The 14,951-nt window shown below is 65.7% G+C and carries 19 protein-coding genes; 7 read left to right on the top strand and 12 right to left on the bottom strand.

Annotated elements, in window-relative coordinates:
* Positions 1-293: 293 nt before the first annotated feature.
* On the top strand, positions 294-1,277 hold the full coding sequence (locus ACZ1JC_RS13815) for a CorA family divalent cation transporter (protein ID WP_465136312.1): 984 nt from the start codon (positions 294-296) through the stop codon (positions 1,275-1,277).
* A 137-nt stretch (positions 1,278-1,414) separates the two neighbouring features.
* On the opposite strand, the gene ACZ1JC_RS13810 is transcribed toward ACZ1JC_RS13815, so the two are convergent.
* Complete coding sequence (locus ACZ1JC_RS13810) at positions 1,415-2,290, bottom strand: dienelactone hydrolase family protein (RefSeq protein WP_465136313.1); 876 nt, start codon at positions 2,288-2,290, stop codon at positions 1,415-1,417.
* Between the two features lie 74 nt (positions 2,291-2,364).
* Here ACZ1JC_RS13810 and ACZ1JC_RS13805 point away from each other — a divergent pair, with 74 nt between their 5' ends.
* Entirely contained in the window at positions 2,365-2,874 is a 510-nt protein-coding gene (locus ACZ1JC_RS13805) for a protein tyrosine phosphatase family protein (protein ID WP_465136314.1), read from the top strand.
* On the opposite strand, the gene ACZ1JC_RS13800 is transcribed toward ACZ1JC_RS13805, so the two are convergent.
* From ACZ1JC_RS13800 to ACZ1JC_RS13790, 3 genes are read right to left on the bottom strand one after another with little or no spacing between them, the layout of a single operon-like run.
* The gene (locus tag ACZ1JC_RS13800) at positions 2,858-3,262 is read right to left on the bottom strand and encodes a VOC family protein (protein WP_465136315.1); all 405 of its coding nucleotides are present in this window, start codon (positions 3,260-3,262) and stop codon (positions 2,858-2,860) included. The two genes, ACZ1JC_RS13805 and ACZ1JC_RS13800, sit on opposite strands and share 17 nt — an antisense overlap.
* Positions 3,263-3,275: 13 nt before the next feature.
* Positions 3,276-4,130 carry a formyltetrahydrofolate deformylase gene (purU, locus tag ACZ1JC_RS13795; RefSeq protein ID WP_465136316.1) on the bottom strand — a complete coding sequence of 285 codons (855 nt, stop codon included), beginning with the start codon at positions 4,128-4,130 and terminating at the stop codon, positions 3,276-3,278.
* Between the two features lie 11 nt (positions 4,131-4,141).
* Positions 4,142-5,164: an NAD(P)H-dependent flavin oxidoreductase gene (locus ACZ1JC_RS13790; RefSeq protein ID WP_465136317.1), complete on the bottom strand. Its 1,023-nt coding sequence runs from the start codon at positions 5,162-5,164 to the stop codon at positions 4,142-4,144.
* Positions 5,165-5,314: 150 nt separating this feature from the next.
* On the opposite strand from ACZ1JC_RS13790, the gene ACZ1JC_RS13785 reads away from it, so the two are divergent.
* On the top strand, positions 5,315-6,610 hold the full coding sequence (locus ACZ1JC_RS13785; protein WP_465136318.1) for an acetyl-CoA hydrolase/transferase family protein: 1,296 nt from the start codon (positions 5,315-5,317) through the stop codon (positions 6,608-6,610).
* Positions 6,611-6,853: 243 nt separating this feature from the next.
* Here ACZ1JC_RS13785 and ACZ1JC_RS13780 read toward each other — a convergent pair whose 3' ends face one another.
* Positions 6,854-7,189, bottom strand: a complete 336-nt coding sequence (locus ACZ1JC_RS13780; protein WP_465136319.1) for a GIY-YIG nuclease family protein — start codon at positions 7,187-7,189, stop codon at positions 6,854-6,856.
* Between the two features lie 93 nt (positions 7,190-7,282).
* Here ACZ1JC_RS13780 and ACZ1JC_RS13775 point away from each other — a divergent pair, with 93 nt between their 5' ends.
* On the top strand, positions 7,283-7,810 hold the full coding sequence (locus tag ACZ1JC_RS13775) for a DUF2239 family protein (protein WP_465136320.1): 528 nt from the start codon (positions 7,283-7,285) through the stop codon (positions 7,808-7,810).
* A 57-nt stretch (positions 7,811-7,867) separates the two neighbouring features.
* Here the strand turns inward: ACZ1JC_RS13775 and ACZ1JC_RS13770 are convergent, their stop codons facing one another.
* Positions 7,868-9,127 carry an aspartate kinase gene (locus ACZ1JC_RS13770; protein WP_465136321.1) on the bottom strand — a complete coding sequence of 420 codons (1,260 nt, stop codon included), beginning with the start codon at positions 9,125-9,127 and terminating at the stop codon, positions 7,868-7,870.
* An 81-nt stretch (positions 9,128-9,208) separates the two neighbouring features.
* On the opposite strand from ACZ1JC_RS13770, the gene ubiG reads away from it, so the two are divergent.
* Entirely contained in the window at positions 9,209-9,958 is a 750-nt protein-coding gene (gene ubiG, locus ACZ1JC_RS13765; RefSeq protein WP_465136322.1) for a bifunctional 2-polyprenyl-6-hydroxyphenol methylase/3-demethylubiquinol 3-O-methyltransferase UbiG, read from the top strand.
* Positions 9,959-10,070: 112 nt separating this feature from the next.
* Here the strand turns inward: ubiG and ACZ1JC_RS13760 are convergent, their stop codons facing one another.
* The 4 genes from ACZ1JC_RS13760 to ACZ1JC_RS13745 are packed head-to-tail and all read right to left on the bottom strand — an operon-like array spanning position 10,071 to position 11,862.
* Positions 10,071-10,601 (bottom strand): AAA family ATPase, encoded by a 531-nt coding sequence (locus ACZ1JC_RS13760; protein ID WP_465136323.1) that lies wholly within the window; start codon positions 10,599-10,601, stop codon positions 10,071-10,073.
* Positions 10,598-11,179, bottom strand: coding sequence for a nicotinamide riboside transporter PnuC (pnuC, locus tag ACZ1JC_RS13755; RefSeq protein WP_465136324.1), 582 nt, complete (start codon positions 11,177-11,179; stop codon positions 10,598-10,600). Before pnuC ends, ACZ1JC_RS13760 begins: the two co-directional genes overlap by 4 nt.
* Before the next feature lie 24 nt (positions 11,180-11,203).
* Positions 11,204-11,551 (bottom strand): arsenate reductase, encoded by a 348-nt coding sequence (locus tag ACZ1JC_RS13750; protein ID WP_465136325.1) that lies wholly within the window; start codon positions 11,549-11,551, stop codon positions 11,204-11,206.
* Positions 11,548-11,862: an antibiotic biosynthesis monooxygenase family protein gene (locus ACZ1JC_RS13745; RefSeq protein ID WP_465136326.1), complete on the bottom strand. Its 315-nt coding sequence runs from the start codon at positions 11,860-11,862 to the stop codon at positions 11,548-11,550. Before ACZ1JC_RS13745 ends, ACZ1JC_RS13750 begins: the two co-directional genes overlap by 4 nt.
* Before the next feature lie 94 nt (positions 11,863-11,956).
* Here ACZ1JC_RS13745 and aroC point away from each other — a divergent pair, with 94 nt between their 5' ends.
* Both aroC and ACZ1JC_RS13735 read left to right on the top strand, forming a co-directional pair.
* Positions 11,957-13,024, top strand: a complete 1,068-nt coding sequence (gene aroC / locus ACZ1JC_RS13740; RefSeq protein ID WP_465136327.1) for a chorismate synthase — start codon at positions 11,957-11,959, stop codon at positions 13,022-13,024.
* Positions 13,025-13,036: 12 nt separating this feature from the next.
* Entirely contained in the window at positions 13,037-13,537 is a 501-nt protein-coding gene (locus tag ACZ1JC_RS13735; RefSeq protein WP_465136328.1) for a GNAT family N-acetyltransferase, read from the top strand.
* Positions 13,538-13,686: 149 nt separating this feature from the next.
* Here the strand turns inward: ACZ1JC_RS13735 and ACZ1JC_RS13730 are convergent, their stop codons facing one another.
* Complete coding sequence (locus ACZ1JC_RS13730; RefSeq protein ID WP_465136329.1) at positions 13,687-14,271, bottom strand: DUF3885 domain-containing protein; 585 nt, start codon at positions 14,269-14,271, stop codon at positions 13,687-13,689.
* 270 nt (positions 14,272-14,541) lie between these two features.
* Complete coding sequence (locus tag ACZ1JC_RS13725; protein WP_465136330.1) at positions 14,542-14,925, bottom strand: hypothetical protein; 384 nt, start codon at positions 14,923-14,925, stop codon at positions 14,542-14,544.
* Positions 14,926-14,951: the final 26 nt, after the last annotated feature.

Genomic DNA, 14,951 nt, shown 5'->3' with positions numbered 1-14,951 from the left:
GCTCGTCGGTAGGAGAATTGATGGCTCCCCCATCACTCTCTCTCACACCAAATCCCGTCATCCCCGCGAAGGCGGGGATCCCGCTTTTTCTTGAGGCGGTGCGCAAAGGCAGCGGGGCCCCCGCCTTCGCGGGGGCGACGGGATGAGAGGCACACTATAGTCCCGATGAAGAGCAAGCCTCTCTCGGTCCCCGCCGATGGCTCTTCCAGCCCGCCGCCATACGGGTGCAGTCTGGCCGTGTTAGAAGGCCTAGAAATACATTCGGGAACTGGAAAACATTCGGGGAATTGCCAATGCGGCAAGCGCAGGAACAAACGCCGGCTCTGGGTCCGGGGCTGATCTGGGGCTTCGAATTCACCGCCGAGGGAAGCCGGCCGGTGGAGGATTGCGACAGCCCGCATGGAGATCGGCTGCGCTGGCTGCACCTGAACCTGGCCGATCACGGCACCCGCAAATGGGTGGAAGCCACCCCTGAACTGCCCGCCGCCGCGCGCGAAGTGCTGCTGTCGCAGGACCGGCACCAACGCGCGCTGGTAGACCCCACCACCGTCGCCTGGGTGCTCCACGATCTGGAGCGGGACTTCGACAAGGACGATACCGGCCGCATCGGCGCGCTGCACATGGCGCTGACACCCAACCTGATCGTTTCCGCTCGCCACCATCCGATCGGTTCGGCCGATATCGTCTATCGCCGGCTGAGCGCGGGCGGGATGGCGATCACCCCGCCGCGCGCGGTGGACCTGATGGCCAGCGCCCTGCTGGAAAATTTCGGCCGCGTCATCGCCCGCCTGTCGAGCGAAGTGCAGGGCGCCGAGGATGCGCTGGTGGAGGACCGCCAGGCGCCCGACAGCCACCGGCTGATGGACGTCCGCCGCCGTCTGGCCCAGCTTCACCGGATGCTGGACGGGATGAAGAGCGTGTTCCGCCGCCTCGAACTCGACAGCGACCTGCCGGCCGACCTGTTGCCGACGATCGAGAAACTCTCCCAGCGGGTACAGGGCGTCGATGGCGATATCGTCAGCGTGCTCAACCAGCTGCGATCGGTGCGGGACGAGATCAACGATCAGTCGAACCAGCGGATCAACCAGAACCTCTACCTGCTTTCGGTCATGACCGCGCTGATGCTGCCGACCACGCTGGTCACCGGCATCTTCGGCATGAACACCGGCGATCTGCCGCTGACCGGCCACGGCGGCACCATCGTCGCCACCGCAATCGCGGCCGGATGCGCGCTGGCGACGTTCGTGTTCCTGCGCGGGCGCGGGTTCTTCAGATAAGAGACATGCTACCGGCCACCTATCACTGTCCGTCGCCCCCGCGAAGGCGGGGGCCCCGCTGTTCTTCTTCGCAACGCTGAAAGAAGCGGGATCCCCGCCTCCGCGGGGATGACGATGTTAAGGGCATGGTTTCAAAACTAGAGTCCCGCGTACAACGCCAGCATCCGCTGCCACGCCTTGTCCGCCGAATCCGGATCCCACGAAGGCGAATCGGGCACGCACCAGCCGTGATCGGCGGGATAGACTTCCACCTCGGCCGGACGGCCGGCCGCTTCGGCGGCCTTTTTCAGCTCCGTCTTCTGCTCGGGCTGCTTGGCATCGTCGTTGCGGGCGATGGCGAAGAGGAACGAAGCCTGCGTCTTGGCGATCAGGCGGTGCGGGCTGTCAGGATCGGCCGTGACAAGGCCGGCACCGTGCAGTGCCGCCGCCGCACGCACATGGTCCGGCTCGGCCGCTGCCGCACGCACGGTGAAGGGGCCACCCATGCAATAGCCGTGGCTGCCGATGCCTCGCTTGCCATCCACTGCCGGATCACCGCGCAGGAAGGAGACATAGGCGCGGGCATCGCGGGTGATCGCATCGGGGGTCAGCGCGCCGCGCAGCGGGCCGACCTTGGCCTGCCCTTCCGGCGTGCGGTAGTCCGAGAAGCTCTCGAACGTCGGCGCCGGGCCGCCGCGATAATAGGGGTTCACGCATAGCACCGCGTAACCTTCGGCGGCGAGCGAGCGGGCCATGATCTTCATCGCCTCTCGCAAACCGGCGATGTCGGGCCACATGATAATGCCGGGATGCGCGCCCTTGGCGGGATGGACGAAGAAGGCATCGGCCACGCCGTCGGCGGTGGTGATGGAGATCATCTTCTCCTTCACGTCGCTGCCGCCGCTCTTGGGCGCGAAGCTGCCCGCGCAACCAGCCAGCGCCACGCTGGCACCCAGCGCGGCAAAAGTCCGGCGGTCAAGCCCGCGACGGGCGAGGTTCGCGTCTTCGGTCAGAGCCGTGAAGTCGTCACACATCGAACGGATGCTCCATTGTTGCCGGCCCGCTGTTGTTTTGGAGGCGAAATTCAGGCTAGCGAGGAGGCGGGCTCATGAACAGTCCCCTCCGTATAGGAAAGGCACATGATCGTATGGCCGACCCGGAACAGATCGCCTGCTGGCAGCGCATCGACGCACGCCTGACGACTTCGGGCAAGCTGGTGGACGGCGATCCGCAACGGCTTGCCGCGCTGGGCGTGCGGCGCGTGATCAACCTTGCGCTCGCCAGCCATCCAGAGGCTCTGCCTGACGAAGCCGGCCAGTTTGCGGGCGTGGGGATCGACTATGTGCACATCCCGGTGCCCTTCGACGCGCCGGACGACAGCCATTTCGCCGCCTTCGAAACGGCCATGGCGGAAGCGGGCGAAGCGCCCGTGCACGTGCACTGCATCCTGAACTGGCGCGCTTCCGCCTTCGTCTACCGCTGGAACCGCGCGCACGGCATGGCGGAGGCCGATGCCCGCGCGCTGATGCGCCAGCAGTGGGAACCGGAAACCAGCGACAACAAGGACGCCCCTGCCTGGGCGCGCTTTATCGCCAGCAGAATCAAACCTCGCCGTTGAAGTTCAGTTCGAGGTTCACGGCGTTGGGATCGACCAGGAAAATCTGCGCGAGGCCAAGCTGCGGGTGCTCCATCGCGCGGTGCGGCAGCCCCAGTTCTTCGATCCGCGCAAGGGTTTCGGCATAGCCGGAACAGCGAAACGCGAAATGGTGCAGCGCGTTGGTCGGTTCGCCCGGATGATAGGCGTCATAGCGGCCCGGCGCGGTCGTGCGGTCCACCAGATGGACGATCGCATTGCCCTCACCGTCGCGCATCCAATAGCCGGCGATATGCGTGGCCACGGTGGAATTGGGGCTGCGGGTGAGGCCCAGCACGCTTTCATAGAAGCGCGCCGTGGCCTCCAGATCGTCGGTCAGGACATTGACGTGATCGATACCGCTGACCTTCATGGCACCCTCTCTCTTATCCTCTGAACACCACCGTGCGCGCGCCGTTCAGCAGCACGCGGTCCTCCAGATGCAACCGCACCGCCTCTGCCAGCACGCGCCGCTCGATATCGCGGCCCTTGCGCACCATATCCTCGGGCGTGTCGGCGTGAGTCACGGCTTCCACATCCTGATGGATGATCGGCCCTTCGTCGAGGTCCGCCGTCACATAGTGCGCCGTCGCGCCGATCATCTTCACCCCGCGCGCGTGCGCCTGATGATAGGGCTTGGCACCCTTGAAGCCCGGCAGGAACGAGTGGTGGATGTTGATGCAGCGGCCCGAAAGGAACGCGGCCATCTCGTCCGAGAGGATTTGCATGTAGCGGGCCAGCACCACCAGTTCGGCGCGCGTCTCATCCACCAGCGCGCGGATCTGCGCTTCCTGCGCAGCCTTGGTGTCCCTGGTCACCGGCAAGTGATGGAACGGCAGATCGCCGATCATCGCCGAATCGATCGCCTCGCGCGGATGGTTGGAGACGATGCCGACGACGTCCATCGGCAGTTCGCCGATGCGCAGGCGATAAAGCAGATCGGCCAGGCAGTGATCGAACTTGCTGACCAGCAGCAGCACGCGGCGCGGCCGGTCGCGACGGGTCATCGACCAGGCCATGCCGTATTCGTGCGCGATCGGGCCGAAGCCCTCGCGAATTTCCTCGCGATCTGCACTGCGCGGATCGAAAGCGACGCGCATGAAGAACTTGTCTTCATCCAGATCGTTGAACTGCTGCGCCTCGATGATGTTGCCCCCGGCTTGCGCGAGGTAGCCGGTCACCCGGGCGACGATGCCCGGGCGATCGGCGCAGGACAGCGCGAGGATCAGCGGTTCTGCCATAGGATCAGGCCTCAGGCAGCAGCAGCGCGGTTGGAAAGCGCGGCTTCGGATTCGGCCATGAGCGCGGCGATGATCTCCGTCACCGGCTCTTCCTTGCTGACCATGCCGACCGACTGGCCGGCCATGATCGAACCGTTCTCAACGTCGCCCTCGATCACCGCACGGCGCAGGGCACCGGCCCAGAAGTGCTCGATCTTGAGCTGCGCTTCACCCATGTCGACCTCACCGGCGTCCAGCAGGCGCGCCACTTCGATCTGCTTGGCGGTGAATTCCTCGGTACCCTTGTTCTTCAGCGCGCGCACCGGGATCACCGGCAGGCGCGGATCGACCTGCACCGAAGCCACGGCATCGCGGGCATTGGCGCGGAAGAAGGCCTTCTTGAAGTCCGGGTGCGCGATCGATTCGGTCGCGCAGGCGAAACGAGTGCCAAGCTGCACGCCCGCCGCGCCCATTTCCAGGTAGCCGGCCATCGCCTCACCACGGCCGATGCCGCCGGCGACGAACACAAGTTGCTCCTCAGCCAGCGCCGGCAGGATTTCCTGCGCCAGCACCGAGGTAGAGACCGGGCCGATGTGGCCGCCGGCTTCCATGCCCTCGATCACCAGAGCGTCCGCGCCGGAGCGCAGCAGCTTCTTGCCCAGCGCCAGCGTCGGCGCGAAGCAGATCACCTTGGCGCCCGATTCCTTGATGGCTTCCACGCTGCCCTTGGGCGGAATGCCGCCCGCCAGCACGACATGGCTGACATTGTGCTTCGCGCAGACTTCGATCAGATCGAACAGCTGCGGGTGCATGGTGATCAGGTTCACGCCGAAAGGCTTGCTGGTCAGCGCCTTGGTCGCGGCGATTTCGGTGTCGAGCAGCGCGGGCGTCATCGCCCCGCAGGCGATCACGCCGAAGCCGCCGGCATTGCTGATGGCCGAAACGAGGTTACGCTCGGACACCCAGGACATGGCGCCACACAGGATCGCATATTCGCTGCCGAGGAATTCACGTCCCCGCGCCATCAGCGCGGAGGTCTTAGTGGTGGCGGCCATTGATGCTCCCATAGCCCGCAGTCATAAATCAGCCTGCGCCATAGGATGCCCGCACGCGCGGCACAAGCGGCGGCTTGGGGGGATAGTTCGGCGGTTCGGCAACATCCGGAAACTTGATCTCCGCCGCGGAGGGTGAGACCCATGGAGACGATGGACGCCAGAACTCTCTACGAAGCCAAGCTGACCACTGCCGACAGTGCGGTGCAGGCGATCGCCAGCAACAGCGACCTTGCCATGGGTATGGCCGTGGCAGAGCCTCCCGCGATCCTGGCCGCGCTCGCACGGCGGGCCGAAGCAGGCACGCTGACCGACTTGCGCGTCTGGTACCTGCTCTCGCAGGCCCATGCCGGATCGACCATCTTCCGGCGCGAGTTGCTGGGCCGCATTCGCCCGCAATGCCTGTTCGTGAGCGGGATGGAGCGCGCGCTCATCAAGGCCGACCCTGCTGCCGAGGCTCTGATCGACTTCGTGCCCACCGCGTTCAGCGGCTCACCCCGGGTCATGCGGGACGAAGTGGGCATGGATGCCTGCGTGCTCACCGTCTCACCGATGGATGCGGACGGCTATTTCAGTTTCGGCGCCGCCAACGACTACACCTCGATCGTCGCGCACAGCGCGAAGACGGTGATCGTGGAGGTCAACCCGGCGATGCCGCGCGTCGCCTGCCCGGCTCCGCTCCATGTCTCGCAAGTTTCCGCAATCGTCGAAAACCACGTGCCGCTGCTCAGCTTCGGAGAGGCCGACGCCGCGCCGGAGGACGAGGCCATCGCCGCGCTGATCGCGGAAATGATCGACGACGGCGCCTGCCTGCAAATGGGCATCGGCAACCTGCCCGGCGCGGTCTGCCGCCGCATCGCGAACCGGCGGGACATGGGCATCCACACCGAACTGCTCACCCCCGCGCTCGCCCGTCTGGCGCAGCAAGGGGCGGTGACCAATCGCCTGAAGACGACGCAGCCGGGCCTCAGCGTCTATTCCTTCGCCATGGGGAACGAGCCGTTCTACCGCTGGATGGACGCCAATCCGCATGTCTATTCGATGCCGGTGGACGTGGTGAACGATCCCGCCGTGATCGCGCAGAACGACAAGGTCGTCTCCGTCAACGCCACGATTCAGGTGGACCTGCAAGGCGCGTGCAATTCCGAATTCATGGGCGGACACCAGCACTCAGCAGCGGGTGGCCAACTCGATTTCGTGCGCGGCGCCTATGGATCGAAGGGCGGGCTTTCGGTGATCGCTTGCCGCTCTACGGCGAAGGGCGGCACTGTAAGCCGCATCGTGCCGAAGCTGGACGGACCGGTGACGACGCCGCGCAACGATGTGCAGTGGATCGTGACCGAACACGGCGCCGCCAATTTGCGCGGCAAAACCTTGCGCCAACGGGCGGAACTGCTGATCGGGCTGGCCGATCCGAAGTTCCGGGATGAACTGGCCAAGGCGCTCTGACCGGACCGCCCTTTCCACCGTCCGAAACGACGACGACGCCCCCAAAACTTACCTTACCAAACTGCCTTTACCTCAAACCACTTCGTCGCCCCCGCGTAGGCGGGGGCCCCGCTTCCTTTTCGCCACGCTAGCGAAGAACAAGCGGGATCCCCGCCCACGCGGGGATGACGAAAGTGGTTGGGGTGGGATGCGTGAAGCTCACGACCCTCGCCTTACGCAGGGGGCGACTGGGGCGCGTAAGGATCAGATGGCCGTCGCGCCCAGCCGCTCCACCCAATCCGCGTGGCGCTTCTTGAGTTCGCGCTCCCAGCCGAGGCCGATCTTCTCGGCATCCAGCACTTCCAGCACATCGAAGGCGAAAGCATCCACCCCGTGCGCGTTCCACGCATCCTGCAACGAACGCTGCGGCGTGGAGCCCAGCCGCAGAGTGAAGAACAGCCGGTTGCGGATCGCCGGAAGGTTCGGCGCCCGGCCCACCCACGCCTCTCCGCTGGCGGTGCAGCGCAGGGCGTAGACGCCCGGTTCGGGTTTGCGTTCGCGATATTCGGCAAGGGCCGCCTTGCGATCGGCACGATCCATGATTCGATTCCCTGAAGTTATTTTTTGCCCGGGTAAATTGACTCGCCTACAATTTCAATTTACCCGGGCAAAAATAGTTCCAGGATCCCTTCCATGACGCAGACCTGCACCGCCTTCCTTGGCACCATCCGCGTTGGGCGCGGAACGCCCGCCGAACTGATCGCCACTCTCTCGGGAGAGGAACAGGGCGTGCTGGTGTTCGACGACGCGACCGGAAGGCCCGTCGACCTCGACTGGCGGGGCGTCACGCCGATCTTGGAAGAAAGCGAAGCCCCGCGCCGTCGCGGCCGCCCGAAACTGGGCGTCACTGCCCGCGAAGTGACCTTGCTGCCCCGCCAGTGGGACTGGCTGGCCCAGCAACCCGGCGGCGCCTCGCAAGCCCTGCGCCGCCTCGTCGACGAAGCGCGCAAGGCCGATGGCGGCCGCACCGCCAAGCGCACGGCCCACGAACGCGCCTACCGCGTTATGTCCGCGCTCGGCGGCGATCTGCCCGGTTTCGAGGAAACGAGCCGCCTGCTCTTTGCAGACAAGCTGGAGGCGTTCGCCGCCGCCATGGCCGCATGGCCGGCGGACTTGCGCGATCACGTCCTCGAACTCGCGCAGCCGTCTCTGGAAGACTGATACGAAAAAGGCGGCGCTCCCGCGCCGCCTTTCCCTAATTCACGCTATGCCGCCAGGTCAGGCAGCAGCATCAAGCCCGTAAGCCGTGTGCAGCACGCGGACCGCCAGTTCGGTCTCGTCGGTATCGATCAGGACCGAAACCTTGATCTCGCTGGTGGAGATGGCGATGATGTTGATGCCGCGATCGGCCAGCGTCTTGAACATGGTGGAGGCAACACCGGCGTGGCTGCGCATGCCGACGCCGACGACGCTGACCTTGGCCACGTTGCTGTCGGCGATCATGCGGTAGTAGCCGATCGATTCCTTGCGCTCTTCCAGCAGCGCCTGCGCGCGGACGAGGTCGGCCTGCGGCACCGTGAAGGTGACGTCGGTCTCGCCCTTATCCTTGGCGACGTTCTGGATGATCATGTCCACGTTGATGTTCTGCTCGGCCAGCGGCGCGAAGATCGCGGCCACGGCGCCCGGACGGTCCGGCACACGGGTAAGGGTAACCTTGGCTTCGTTCTTGTCAGCGGCGATGCCGGTGATCAGCTGGCGTTCCATATCGCTTCCTTCAAGTTCTTCGTCGCTGACGATCATCGTTCCGGGGAGAGTGTCTGCCGCAGGGGCGTTCTCATCGATGAACGAGGACAGCACCTGCACGCGCACGTTCTCCTTCATCGCGAGGGAGACCGAGCGGGTCTGCAGCACCTTAGAGCCGACCGAGGCCAGTTCGAGCATTTCTTCATAAGTCACCAGCGGCAGCTTGCGCGCCTTGGCGACGATGCGCGGGTCGGTGGTGTAGACGCCGTCGACATCGGTGTAGATGTCGCAGCGGTCGGCCTTGACCGCCGCCGCCACGGCCACCGCCGAAGTGTCCGAACCACCGCGCCCCAGCGTGGTGATGCGGTTATCGGGCGAAACACCCTGGAAACCCGGGATCACGGCGATTTCGCCGGACGCCATCGACGCCAGCAGCGCGTCCGAATCGAAGTCTTCGATACGAGCCTTGGCATGGGCGTCGTCGGTCTTGATCGGCAGCTGCCAGCCCAGCCACGAACGCGCCTTGCAGCCCATCGCCTGCAGCGTCAGCGCCAGCAGGCCGGACGTGACCTGCTCACCGGACGCGACGACAACGTCGTATTCGGCGGGATCGTAAAGGGCATTGGCCTCACGGCAGAAGTTGACGAGACGGTCCGTTTCGCCCGCCATCGCCGAAACGACGACCGCGACTTCGTGGCCGGCTTCCTGCTGACGTTTGACGATACCCGCCACGCGCCGGATTCGCTCGGTCCCGGCCATGGAAGTGCCGCCGAATTTCATCACGATACGTGCCAAGGTGCCGTTGCTCCCCGTGAGATTGTGCGCATGAACGATGCGCGTGTGGATAAGAGTTCGGCGGGCTGTTAGGGGGGAGTCATGGATAATGCAACTGCTTCGAACACGCCTTCCGGCGCAACAATCGATCCGAAGGAAGCCGCCCACTTCGGCGCGCTGGCGGCCGAGTGGTGGGATCCGAAGGGCACTTCGGCGATGCTCCACCAGCTCAACCCGGTGCGCCTGGGCTTCATCCGCGCCGAGATCGATCGGCATTTCGGCAGCGATTCCCGTGCCTTGAAGCCGCTGGCTGGCAGGCGCGCACTCGACGCCGGCTGCGGCGCCGGGCTGCTCTGCGAACCGCTCGCCCGACTTGGCGCGGCGGTGACGGGCGTGGATGCGGCGGCGGAGAACGTCGCGGCGGCCCGTGCGCACTCGGAAGCGATGGGCCTGCCGATCGACTACAAGCACGGTGAACTGGGCGCGCTGGGCCTCTCCGGCTACGACCTCGTCTGCTCGCTGGAAGTGATCGAGCACGTGACCGACAAGGCGCTGTTCATCGGCCAGCTTGCCGCCGCACTGGCAGACGACGGGCTGATGATCCTCTCCTGCCCCAACCGCACCCCCGCCTCGCGCCTGCTGCTGGTCAAGGCGGCCGAGCGGCTTGGCAAAGTACCGCGCGGCACGCATGACTGGCACCAGTTCGCGACGCCCGAGGAACTGCGCGAACTGGCCGAAGGCGCGGGCCTGACGCTGGGCGAGCCCAAAGGCATCGCCTGGTCGCCGACGAGCGGGCTGCACTTGTCGGACGATCTCTCGCTGAACTTCATCGTGACGGCGCGGAAGGGCTGAGCCTCAAAGCTCCTCCCCCACCGGGGGAGGGGGACCACCCCCGCTCATCCTGAGCTTGTCGAAGGAAGGGTGGTGGAGGGGGCAGGCGCAGCGCTGCCGAAAGCCCCCTCCGTCAGCGCTGCGCGCTGCCACCTCCCCCGGTGGGGGAGGATCTCAATCGTTCAATCGCCTCACGGACCTGCGCCTCGCGCTCATCCCACGATCCGCCGATCCGCGTGAACGGCACCCCGGCCCGCACCAGCATCTCCTCCGCCAGCGCCGCAAACCGAGCGCGGGCTTCATCGGTCCCGAAGAACCGCGTCCCATCATCGCGCCACGGCACGTCGGGCGAGAACAGCAGGTAGTGATCGGCCTTGGGATAGCCCATCAGCACTTCAGGCATCTCGCCGAACAGCATCTCCGCCCAGGCCGCCGTCATCAGTTGATCGGTATCGAGCAGCAGCACCTCCGGGGCCGCCGCCATGGCCCTGCGGTTTGCCTCCGCCTGCCCTTCGGCAATCGCCAGCAGGTCCGCCATCGTCAGGTCGGTGCCGCGCTCCTCGCAGTAGGTGCGGCCATATTCGGGCACCCACGGCAGCCCAAGCCGCGCAGCCAGCACCGACTTGCCCGTGCTTTCCGCGCCGTGGAGGCAGACCGTGATCACGCGGCCTTGAGTTCCCGCTTTTGCACCCGCTCCGCCGCGGCCCATTCGATCAGGCCCAGCACAGACATCACCAGAAACACCACATAAAGCGCCGCCGTCGGCCACAGGTCCTTGTAGGCATAGACCCCGATGGAGGCGACATCGATGGCGATCCACAGCACCCAGTTCTCGATCCGACGGAACGCCAGCAGGATTTGCGCGGCGATCGAGGCGCCGGCGATGGCGGCATCGGCATAGGGCAGCGAGGCATCGGTGAACTTGTGCATCACCCAGCCGAGGTTCAGCGTCAGCGCCGCCGTCGCCACCAGCCAGAGCATGCGGCTGAACACGTCCAGCCGCCGCACCGGCACCCGGCTCTCACCCCCGCCGGCACGCACCCAGAGCACCCAGCCCCAGGCCTGCGCCGCGAAGAAGAAGATCTGCAGGCCCGCCTCGCCATAAAGCTTGGCTTGCCAGAACACTACGAAGTACAGCGCCACCATGGCCATGCCGAACGGGTAGTTCCACACGCTGCGCCGCACCAGCAGTGCGATATTGGCGAGCCCCAGTGCCGCCGCGATCCATTCTACCGGATCCATTGTCGCCCCTGTAAATTGCGCGGATCAGCCCAGAGCGCCTTCCCACTCCGGCTCCTTGAAGCCTACCAGCAACCCGCCCGGATACTCGACGACGGGACGCTTGATGGTGCTCGGTTGCGCAACCATGATCGCCACGGCCTTGGCGGCATCGAGGTCCTGCTTGTCCGCATCCGGCAGCTTCTTGAACGTGGTGCCCGCGCGGTTCAGCAGCTTTTCCCAACCTGCCACGGCAATCCACTTTTCCAGCCGCGCGGCGTCGGCGCCTTCCTTCTTGTAGTCGTGGAAGGTGTAGTCACTTCCCCGCGCTTCCAGCCACTTGCGCGCCTTCTTCACGGTGTCGCAGTTGGGGATGCCGTAGAATTCAAGGCTCACGATTCGATTTCCCTTTCGAAGTGGCGCACCCGCGGTTCTTTGCAGGCGAAGAGGGTGTAGTTCTGATAGTAGTTCTCACGCCCCTTGCCCTGCACTTCGGCATGGGCGGCCACCCGGCGCCAGGCCAGCGCGGCAGCTTCGTCGGCCCATTCGGACAGCGCAATCACTTCGCCGTCCTCGCTGGTATAGCTCTTGAAGGCGAGGAAACCCGGCTGCGCGCGGGCGAGCCTCTCCATCGCCTGGGCATCGGCGGAATAGGCGGCCGCGTCGATGTCGGCGCGCTTGCGATTGCGGAAGACTACCAGGAACATGGCCGCGCTCATGGGCCTTTGCAGACCATTCCGCAAGCATCTGACTCGCACCCCATGCTGGACAATCCGAAGATTGCGCGCCAAGGCGCGGGGCATGAGCGTGAACACTTTCGGCCGTCTTCTGCGATTCACCACCTGGGGCGAGAGCCATGGCCCTGCCATCGGCGCCGTCGTCGACGGGTGCCCGCCGGGCCTGCCCATCGACGAGAGCGTGATCCAGCCCTTCCTCGACGCGCGCCGTCCCGGCCAGTCGAAGTTCACCACCCAGCGGCAGGAACCGGATCAGGTCCGCATCCTGTCCGGCGTGTTCGAAGGCAAAACGACCGGCACGCCAATCTCGCTGATGATCGAGAACGTCGATCAGCGCTCGAAGGACTATTCGGACGTCGCCAAGGCCTATCGCCCCGGCCATGCCGACTATGCCTATGACGCCAAGTACGGCTTCCGCGACTATCGCGGCGGCGGCCGCAGCTCGGCGCGAGAGACGGCCAGCCGTGTGGCGGCAGGCGGCGTGGCGCGGCTGGTGATCCCGGAAGTGACGATCCTGGCCTATGTCTCGGAGATCGGCGGCGACGCCATCGACATGGTCAACTTCGATCCTGCCGAGATCGGCAACAACCCGTTCTTCTGCCCCGACGCACAAGCAGCGAAGCGCTGGGAGAAGATCGTCGACGATGCGCGCCTTGCCGGCTCCTCGGTCGGCGCGGTGGTCGAATGCGTTGCCACCGGCGTGCCCGCCGGCTGGGGGGCGCCGCTCTATGGCAAGCTCGACGCCGATCTGGCCGCCGCGATGATGGGCATCAACGCGGTGAAGGGCGTGGAGATCGGTGACGGTTTCGCCGCCGCGCGCCTGACCGGCGAGCAGAACGCCGATCCGATGCATCCGGGCGCTTCCGGACCCGAATTCAGCGCCAATCACGCGGGCGGCATTGCCGGCGGCATTTCGACCGGCCAGCCGGTGGTGGTGCGCGTGGCCTTCAAGCCGACCAGCTCGATCCTCACCCCGCAGCCCACGATCACTCGCGAAGGTGAGGCAACCGAGCTGTTCACCAAGGGCCGCCATGACCCCTGCGTCGGCATTCGCGGCGTGCCGGTGGTGGAGGCGATGATGGCGCTGGTGCTGGCCGATCACAAACTGCTCCATCGCGGCCAGTGCGGCTGACGGCCGGCTGAGGTGATCACCCTTCGCCCCGAGCGGGACGGCGACGCCCCAGCCATCCGCGCCATCGTGACCGCCGCCTTCCTCGGCGCCGAGCATTCCAGCGGCACCGAAGGCGCTATCGTCGATGCCTTGCGCGCTTCCGACATGCTCACCGTCTCGCTGGTGGCCGAGGAAGGGGGCGTGATCGTCGGCCATGTCGCTTTCTCGCCCGTCGCCATCGATGGCACGGATCTGGGCTGGTTCGGCCTCGGCCCGGTGGCGGTCAGCCCGGATCACCAGCGACGCGGCATCGGCGCCCGGCTGATCGAGGCCGGCCTTGCGCAGTTGCGCGACGCCGGTGCCCAAGGCTGCGTGGTGCTGGGCGATCCGGCCTATTACGCCCGCTTCGGCTTCGAGTGCGATCCCGCCCTCGCCTATCCCGGCGTGCCGGCCGAATACTTCCAGCGCCTTGTCCTCGCCGGCTCGTCGCCCGTCGGCGAAGTCGCCTATCACCAGAGCTTCGCCGCAAGCTGACCATCCTCCCCTGCAAGGGGAGGGGGACCGCCGAAGGCGGTGGAGGGGTATCCACCTCTCGATAGCATGACACCCCTCCGTCATCGCTTCGCGATGCCACCTCCCCTTGCAGGGGAGGATCAGTAAAGCGCAATGGTCAGCTTCCTGCGTCAAAGGCCATCCTCGCGGTCCGAACGCCATTCTCGATATGTCGCCCGCAAGTGTTCCACGTCGCCCTCAGAACTCGGGAACAGGTCGAAACCACCATCATAGGGCGCGAAGATGCCTCCGGTCTCACGACTGATCCAGAGGACATAGGCCGGGCCATCATCAGCGATCGCGGCAATTTCAGTATCGAACGCCCCGCTTATCCAATCTTGCTCTCGGACATAGTACCGCCAGGCCGGCGCATCTTCTTCCTCTACGTAACTTCCGATGAACTCTCCGTGCCCTTCCGCTTCGTCAGCCCGGGCTTCCACGATCCAGCATGGCGTTCCAACGCCGAGAAGCGCCGTTCCGAGTGTATTCGCGCGGGACAGTATGATGGCGCGCTCTGTGGCATTTTCAGCATATCGCTTGGATTGGGGCAGAGCATGAAAGCGCACCCAAAGCGCTGCCGTGCCGCGCAATTTCCAGCCCATCGGCTCGGCTTCGGGATGCGCGCGAAGCCAATGTTTCAGGAACGCGCCGTGGCCTCCCTCGGATGGTGATTGCAGCATGCCACGACATATAGACGTGCGCAGCTTGCCACCCAAACCCCGAATCTTCACAAGGTATGATCTCGATTTTCTTGGGCTAACCGACAGGCTGAAAGGCAGCGGGGCCCCCGCCTTCGCGGGGGCGACGAGCGTGTTTGGGATACGGATCCCACTTCACCACCCCTTCCAACCGCTCAGGCTGAGCTTGTCGAAGCCCCCTGCGGGCATGGCGCGAGGCCTCCCATCCTTCGACAGGCTCAGGATGAGCGGGGCGGGAGAGGTGGAGTTGAAAGGGCCGGATGGGAGCGAACCACCCGCCATCCACCCTCAGTCCAGCTTCGCGTCCGGCAGTGGCGCCTTGCGTGCCTCCAGCTTGCCCTCACCGCGATAGACCAGCACACAGCTGGCGCTGCCGGCGCAGAACTGCTGCACCGGCGCCAGCGCGCGGGTGCCGTAGCGATAGGTCAGCTTGCCCTCGGTGATCTCGAACCCGGAAATGTCACGGATGCGGTGTTCGTGCGCGAACATCACCGCGCGGCCCTGCTGTACCGGCGCCCAGAACGACCACTGATCGTAAAGGCGATGGTGATAGCGGAACTTCATGTCGCCATCCGCCCGGTTGTCCAGCGAAGTGGGCCAGCTGTTGCAGGCGGCCAGCGACGCGCAGGCGGCGGCCAGCAGCGCAAGTCTGCCAAGTCGGATCGTTTTCATCGCCCCCCTCTGCCCCACTTGCCGCA

The organism is Sphingomonas sp. BL-S-28 (assembly GCF_055521515.1).
The sequence above is the reverse complement of the archived record's forward strand: the minus strand, read 5'-3'. Positions and strand labels throughout refer to the sequence as shown.

What these genes read in the sequence shown, in the direction of transcription:
- ACZ1JC_RS13815 (WP_465136312.1), top strand. Translation starts at nt 294, where the DNA reads ATGCGGCAAGCGCAGGAACAAACGCCGGCTCTGGGTCCGGGGCTGATC.
- ACZ1JC_RS13810 (WP_465136313.1), bottom strand. Translation starts at nt 2,290, where the DNA reads ATGTGTGACGACTTCACGGCTCTGACCGAAGACGCGAACCTCGCCCGT.
- ACZ1JC_RS13805 (WP_465136314.1), top strand. Translation starts at nt 2,365, where the DNA reads ATGAACAGTCCCCTCCGTATAGGAAAGGCACATGATCGTATGGCCGAC.
- ACZ1JC_RS13800 (WP_465136315.1), bottom strand. Translation starts at nt 3,262, where the DNA reads ATGAAGGTCAGCGGTATCGATCACGTCAATGTCCTGACCGACGATCTG.
- purU (WP_465136316.1), bottom strand. Translation starts at nt 4,130, where the DNA reads ATGGCAGAACCGCTGATCCTCGCGCTGTCCTGCGCCGATCGCCCGGGC.
- ACZ1JC_RS13790 (WP_465136317.1), bottom strand. Translation starts at nt 5,164, where the DNA reads ATGGCCGCCACCACTAAGACCTCCGCGCTGATGGCGCGGGGACGTGAA.
- ACZ1JC_RS13785 (WP_465136318.1), top strand. Translation starts at nt 5,315, where the DNA reads ATGGACGCCAGAACTCTCTACGAAGCCAAGCTGACCACTGCCGACAGT.
- ACZ1JC_RS13780 (WP_465136319.1), bottom strand. Translation starts at nt 7,189, where the DNA reads ATGGATCGTGCCGATCGCAAGGCGGCCCTTGCCGAATATCGCGAACGC.
- ACZ1JC_RS13775 (WP_465136320.1), top strand. Translation starts at nt 7,283, where the DNA reads ATGACGCAGACCTGCACCGCCTTCCTTGGCACCATCCGCGTTGGGCGC.
- ubiG (WP_465136322.1), top strand. Translation starts at nt 9,209, where the DNA reads ATGGATAATGCAACTGCTTCGAACACGCCTTCCGGCGCAACAATCGAT.
- pnuC (WP_465136324.1), bottom strand. Translation starts at nt 11,179, where the DNA reads ATGGATCCGGTAGAATGGATCGCGGCGGCACTGGGGCTCGCCAATATC.
- ACZ1JC_RS13745 (WP_465136326.1), bottom strand. Translation starts at nt 11,862, where the DNA reads ATGTTCCTGGTAGTCTTCCGCAATCGCAAGCGCGCCGACATCGACGCG.
- aroC (WP_465136327.1), top strand. Translation starts at nt 11,957, where the DNA reads ATGAGCGTGAACACTTTCGGCCGTCTTCTGCGATTCACCACCTGGGGC.
- ACZ1JC_RS13725 (WP_465136330.1), bottom strand. Translation starts at nt 14,925, where the DNA reads ATGAAAACGATCCGACTTGGCAGACTTGCGCTGCTGGCCGCCGCCTGC.